This is a genomic window from Kocuria sp. CPCC 205261, from assembly GCF_040981025.1.
Lineage (GTDB): Bacteria > Actinomycetota > Actinomycetes > Actinomycetales > Micrococcaceae > Kocuria > Kocuria marina.
Window position 1 is genome coordinate 73,881 of sequence record NZ_JAVKPU010000012.1, and the last position, 6,000, is coordinate 79,880.

At 67.8% G+C, this 6,000-nt stretch carries 5 protein-coding genes; 2 read left to right on the forward strand and 3 right to left on the reverse strand.

Annotation, left to right across the window (positions count from 1 at the left end):
• Window positions 1-45: 45 nt before the first annotated feature.
• Window positions 46-1,461, forward strand: coding sequence for a glyceraldehyde-3-phosphate dehydrogenase (locus RF646_RS11535; RefSeq protein ID WP_368836031.1), 1,416 nt, complete (start codon window positions 46-48; stop codon window positions 1,459-1,461).
• 92 nt (window positions 1,462-1,553) lie between these two features.
• Here the strand turns inward: RF646_RS11535 and RF646_RS11540 are convergent, their stop codons facing one another.
• From RF646_RS11540 to RF646_RS11550, 3 genes are all read right to left on the reverse strand, one after another.
• The gene (locus RF646_RS11540) at window positions 1,554-2,993 is read right to left on the reverse strand and encodes a M18 family aminopeptidase (RefSeq protein WP_368836032.1); all 1,440 of its coding nucleotides are present in this window, start codon (window positions 2,991-2,993) and stop codon (window positions 1,554-1,556) included.
• Window positions 2,983-4,305, reverse strand: a complete 1,323-nt coding sequence (locus RF646_RS11545; RefSeq protein WP_368836033.1) for a lysostaphin resistance A-like protein — start codon at window positions 4,303-4,305, stop codon at window positions 2,983-2,985. The genes RF646_RS11540 and RF646_RS11545 overlap by 11 nt, the downstream gene beginning before the upstream one ends.
• A gap of 218 nt (window positions 4,306-4,523) precedes the next feature.
• On the reverse strand, window positions 4,524-5,258 hold the full coding sequence (locus RF646_RS11550) for a glutamine amidotransferase (RefSeq protein WP_064847463.1): 735 nt from the start codon (window positions 5,256-5,258) through the stop codon (window positions 4,524-4,526).
• A 339-nt stretch (window positions 5,259-5,597) separates the two neighbouring features.
• Here RF646_RS11550 and RF646_RS11555 point away from each other — a divergent pair, with 339 nt between their 5' ends.
• A complete protein-coding gene (locus tag RF646_RS11555; protein ID WP_206069149.1) occupies window positions 5,598-5,771 on the forward strand; it encodes a hypothetical protein in 174 nt (57 codons plus the stop codon).
• Window positions 5,772-6,000 lie beyond the last annotated feature (229 nt).

The window sequence follows — 6,000 nt, forward strand, 5'->3', positions numbered from 1 at the left end:
ACACGGCCCTCACGACGACGTCCGGGCCGAGGAAGAAGGATGCTCATGAGCGCCACGTGGTCCGAACGAGAAGCCCTTGCCGAGCAGCTGGTCCCCCTGGTGGGTCAGCTGCACCGCGGCAATAAGGTGGTCACCACGGTGTTCGGCCGTTCCCTGGTCCACAAGTCCGTCACGGAGATCATCAAGGTCCACCGCTTCACGCGCCGCATCCTGGGCGAGGAAATGCCCATCGACAAGACCCTCGAGATCGTCCACACGCTGGGCGAGCTCAACCTCGGCGTGTGCAACGTGGACGTGGCCAAGCTCTACCAGGGCTACACCGTGGCCGGCAGCGGTGACCTGCAGGCGTACCTGCGCGAGGCCCTTGCTCCCGCCGTGGACCAGCGCGGGCGCAACGAACCCGGGTCCCGCGACGTCGTGCTCTACGGCTTCGGGCGCATCGGGCGCCTGCTCGCGCGCATCCTGCTCAACCGCAACGACGGCACCGGGCTGAACCTGCGCGCCGTGGTGGTGCGCCGCAAGCCCGGCAACGACCTCGTCAAGCGCGCCTCGCTGCTGCGCCGCGACTCGGTGCACGGCCCCTTCAACGGGACCATCACCGTGGACGAGGACAAGAACGTGATCACCGCCAACGGTGTGCCGATCCAATTCATCTACGCCAACTCCCCGGCGGAGATCGACTACACCGAGTACGGGATCGACAACGCCCTGGTCGTGGACAACACCGGCGTGTGGCGTGACGAGGAAGGCCTCTCCCAGCACCTGCAGTCCAAGGGTGCGGGCAAGGTCCTGCTGACGGCCCCCGGTAAAGGCGACTTGAAGAACATCGTGTGCGGCGTGAACGACAAGGACATCTCCCCGGAGGACACCATCCTCTCCGCGGCATCCTGCACTACGAACGCCATCACACCCGTGATCAAGGTCCTCAACGACGAGTACGGGATCATCCAGGGTCACGTGGAGACCGTGCACTCCTACACCAACGACCAGAACCTGATCGACAACTGGCACAAGGGTGACCGCCGCGGCCGTTCCGCCGCCCTGAACATGGTCATCACCGAGACCGGTGCCGCCAAGGCCGTGGCCAAGGCGCTGCCCGTGATGAAGGGCAAGCTCACCGGTAACGCGATCCGCGTCCCCACCCCGGACGTGTCCATGGCGATCCTCAACCTGCAGTTGGAGAACGCCCCGGAATCCAAGGACCAGATCAACGAGTTCCTCAAGGACATCTCGCTGAACTCGCCCCTGCGCAAGCAGATCGACTACGTGGACTCCCCGGACGTGGTCTCCACGGACCTCGTGGGCTCCCGCCGCGCCGGCGTGGTGGACGGACTCGCGACCATCGTGAACAACAACTCCGTGGTGCTCTACGTCTGGTACGACAACGAGTTCGGTTACTCGTGCCAGGTGGTGCGCGTGATGGCCCGCATGGCGGACATCTCTATGCTCCAACTCCCGTAAGGGTCACGGTCCCGCGCGCCGCTGGTGCGCTCGATGACGACGCCGCCCCGGCCACCTTCCGCGTGAAGGTCGCCGGGGCGGCGTCATTGCGCTCACGGGCGCCAGAACGCGGCGACCGCCCGGTACAGGGCGTACAGGTCCCCGGTGTGCACGAGCTCGCGTGCCGAGTGCATGGACAGCAGCCCCACGCCCACGTCCAGCGTGCGGATGCCCAGACGGGTCGCGGTGATGGGTCCGATGGTCGAGCCGCACGGCACGGTGTTGTTGGAGACGAACTCCTGGTAAGTCACTCCGGCCCGTTCGCACACCCGGGCCCATTCGGCCGCACCCGTGGCATCGGTCGTGTAGCGCTGCTGCGCGTTGATCTTGAGCAGGGGCCCTCCCCCGGGCTCGGGGGTGTTCACGGGATCGTGGTGACCCTGGTAATTGGGGTGCACCAGGTGCCCCGCGTCCGAGGACAAGCACACGGAGGCCGCGAGCGAGCGCCGGTATTCGTCCGTGGTCTCGCCCCGCGCGGCGCTGATGCGCACGAGCACGTCCTCGAGGAACGGGCCGGCGGCGCCCGAGCGGGTGGCCGAACCGACCTCCTCGTGGTCGAACGCGGCGAGCACGCTCACGTGCTCCGCGCTCTCGAGGTCGTGGGCGTGTTCCATCAGGGCACGCAGGCCCGCGAACACGGAGGTCAGGTTGTCCAGGCGGCCGCTCGCGAGCAGCGTGCGCTGCGCGCCGATGAGTTCCGGGGCCTGGGAGTCCGCGACGACGATGTCGTAGCCGAGAATGTCCGATGCCGTGATCGGTTCGGCCGACGCATCGCCGCCGGCCGGGGCACCCGGTGCACCTGTCACGGTCGTCCGGCGCGTTCCGCGCGACTCGTTCGCGGCATCCGCGAGCACGGTCAGGACGTCCGTGTCCTGGTCCTGTCCCACTCCCCACACGGGTTGCACGTGACGCTGCTTGTCGAGCGTGAGACCCTCGTTCGCGCTGCGGTCCAGGTGGATCGCCAACTGCGGGATCCGGGCCACGGGGCCGGTCGCGGTGAGGACCTGCCGGGTCCCGCCGTCACGGCCACGCACCACGAGCCGACCGGCGAAGCGCAGATCCCGGTCCAACCACGAGTTCAACAGGGGACCGCCGTAGATCTCCACACCCGCCTGGTACCACCGGTGCGTCACGGTGGTGGGTCGGGGCTTGAGCTTGAACCCCGGCGAATCGGTGTGAGCCCCCAGGATCCGGTACCCCGCACCCGGTGCGGCACCGGACGGGATCACCCACGCGATCAGGGCGCCGTCGCGCACGGTGTAGTAGCCGCCCGCGGACAGGTCCGACCACGGCCGGGTCTCGTCCAGGGCGGTGAACCCCGCGGCGTCGAGCGCGGCGGCAGCCGTGGCCACGGCGTGGAACGAGCTGGGCGAGGCCGTGATGCACTCACCCAGTGCACGCGCGAAGCCGGCCTCCGGAGTTCCGGGGCCGGGCTCCGGCGTTCCGTTGGCGGGGTCGGCCGGGGTGGTGGATTCGTGCGAGCTATCCGTCATGACGCCCAGTGTAGGTGGGGGCGACATCCCGCTCGCCCGGGGCTGCGGGCGGCGGTGTTGCACCGGGCGAGGGAGGGGTCGCCGTACCGTGTGGGTCGGAACCGTTGGGCCGGGAAGTGCTCTCGCTCGAGGTATCGCCCGGCACTGCGGGAGCGACGTCGTCCCCCGTGTGCGCGCCGTGAGCGGTGCGGGTGTCCAGCAGACCCACGTAGCGGCCCTGCCCGTCCCGCACGGAGTACGGACCGTACTGCGGCGGCAGGACCAGGTAGCGCTGCGTGGCCGGGTCCAGGACGTAAGCCGCCAGGCCCGAGGCGTCCTCGGCCAACCGAGAGGGCCGGTGGCCGAGCTCGGGAAGTCGGGCCGGTTGCGGGAGTGGCGGCAGGACGATCGTGCGAGTCACGGCCACGGACCGGTTGCGGCGCACGAGCCAGAACACGAGTGCCACGTAACCACCGTTGATCAGCGTCACCGCGATCAGGTCCGTGGGCGCCCCGGAGGTGTCGTTCATGTCCGTGAGCCCCACCATGGCCATGAGGGACACCGTCATGTTGTTCACGGCGTGCAGTGCGATCGCCGCTTCCAGACCACCGGTGCGCCACGTGATGATGCCCATGGCCACGGCCATGATCCCCACCGAGAGCTGCCCCCAGATGTCGTACGCGTGACCGAGCACGAACAGCGGCACCGGGAGCAGGATGGCCCACGCGGGGTGCTTGAGCCACCGGCCGATGGTCTGGGCCAGGTAGCCGCGGAACACGACCTCCTCTGCCGCGCACTGCAGGGGGACCACGAAGATCAGCAAGGCCATGAGCCACCAGAAACCGGGGGCCGGTTGCAAGGACACGGGCCTGCCGCCCGCGGCGAGTTCCAGGCCCACGGCGATCGCGTTGATCAGGGCGTAGATCGCGACCGCCGCCACGAAACACGTGAGCAGCCACTTCCACCGAATCCGCCCGGTCACGGAGAAGATCAGCCCCAGGGGACGCGGGCCGAGCACCAGCCGGGCCAGCAGGGCGCTGGGGAGCATGAGGACCACGGAGCCGAAGAGGATGAAGAACACCACGGGGTCCAGCTGGTTCATGGCCAGCAGGTCCCCGTCGATCCGCTCCGGGGCCGCGAAGACCATGACGAGCAGGAATACGATGGTCAGAAGCAGGAGGACGGCCAGCAGGATGAGCCCCTCCACGAGCGGCATCCACCAGCGGTGGCGGGGGTCCGCGTGCGCCAAACGGTGGTAGAAGAAGCTACGGGTCCGTGGCGGATCCTGGACGGGGGGCGACGGACGGGACCACGGTGCGCTGGCGTGACTCATGACTCCACGGTAGCCGTCACGGGGGACGCTCAGGGCCCTCTGTGCAGGGTGCTGGCCGTGAATCCGGGGTGGCTCCGACGGGGAACCGGCGAATTCCGACCGCGGTATGAGATGCCAGCCCGGGACGGATCCGCCCGATGGTACCGGAAGTCCCGGGTGGTCCGCCCCCCGGGGCGTTGACGACCGGGCTCGTGATCAGACGCCTCGATCCGGGCGGGTCAACGCCGGTAACGCTCCACGAACGCCCGTAGGATCCGCGGGGCCTGGTCCACGGCGGGACCGTTGACCACCCGGTCGATCACGGTGTCTGTGTCCTCCGGCCGGAAGTACCCCAGGTCCTTGTACGCGCGCACGCGGCTCACGAGCCCCTCGGGATCCAGTTCGGGGTGGAACTGGGTGGCGTAAAGGTTGTTCTTGATCCGGTACATCTGCACGTGGCACGCGGTCCCGGTGGCGAGCAGCACCGCGTTGGGCGGCAGCACGCGGGTGCCCTCCTTGTGCCCCACGTACGCGGTGAACTCACGGGGCAGTTGCACGAGTAGGGGATCCCGAGCCCCCTCGTCGGTCACGCTCACGGTGATGGGACCCACGTCCTCGTGGCACGACCGGTCCACCTTGGCCCCCTGGTGGATCCCCAGGGTGCCCACGCCGTAGCACGCGCCGAGGAACGGGAAGTCTCGGGCCACGACGTCGTCCAGCAGGGCGCTGATCCAGGTCTCAGCGACGCGCTGCGCCCTGGACTTCTCCTCCGGCGGGTCCGAGGAGTTGAACGGCGACCCGCCCACGATGATCCCGCTGTACCTGTCCAGGTCCAGCGCGGGCCACTCACCGGACTCCAGACGGATGCGTTCGAGTTGGTCCTCTTCGAGGCCCCCGAAGTGGGCCACGGCCCGGTATTCCTCGTCCGCGAGGACGTTGTCATCACGGGTGGCCAGCAGCACGAACGGTTTCATGGCTTACACCTATGCCACGGGGGCCTCGGGATGCAAACTGCCCGGGGACGAGGCCGCTTTCCGACGCTTCGATGACACCCGTGGAAGAGTCCGGCGGTTACTCGGAAGAAACGTGGTTCCACTCGGTGACTTACCCCGTGTGACCCAGTTCGCTGTTCCTAAATGAAATTTAGATTTCACATCACGAAATATTTGAGGATGGATCGTGGATTTAACCGAGTTCAACAGCCTCGATCGTGAAGCCGCCGTCGCGGCCGTAGGACCGGCCCTGGACGTCCAGCGCTGGATCGAGGAACTCGTGTCCGGGCGCCCGTACGGGTCGAGGCCCCGCCGCGCTTCGTGCCCATCGCATCCATCGAGCACCTCCAGAATCACCTGCGGGAAGGTGACACCGTCAAGGATGGTAAGCTCGTGGACTCCGAGAGCAACGAGATCCCGTGCATTATCGCATCCGGTGAAGTGGTCCCGGCGCCCCTGGACTCCAAGAAGTCCGGGACCGCGGGCGAGCACTGATTTCCCGCCGCCAACCGTGTCCTCACGCGATGAGCGGAAGGACACGGTTCGCACATATCCTTCACGTGCGGTGGCCGGACCCCCACCCGGGGACCGACAACCGCACGGTCAGAACTGCCCCGCCTCTCATGGCAGGAGAACAACACATGCAGCCTTCAAGCAATCACCACATTTTGAGTGGGTTGACGAATAATCTTCAGGACGCTGATGTTCAGGAGACGCAGGAGTG

Coding starts and splice junctions, on each gene's coding strand:
- RF646_RS11535 (WP_368836031.1), top strand. CDS start 46: ATGAGCGCCACGTGGTCCGAACGAGAAGCCCTTGCCGAGCAGCTGGTC.
- RF646_RS11540 (WP_368836032.1), bottom strand. CDS start 2,993: ATGACGGATAGCTCGCACGAATCCACCACCCCGGCCGACCCCGCCAAC.
- RF646_RS11545 (WP_368836033.1), bottom strand. CDS start 4,305: ATGAGTCACGCCAGCGCACCGTGGTCCCGTCCGTCGCCCCCCGTCCAG.
- RF646_RS11550 (WP_064847463.1), bottom strand. CDS start 5,258: ATGAAACCGTTCGTGCTGCTGGCCACCCGTGATGACAACGTCCTCGCG.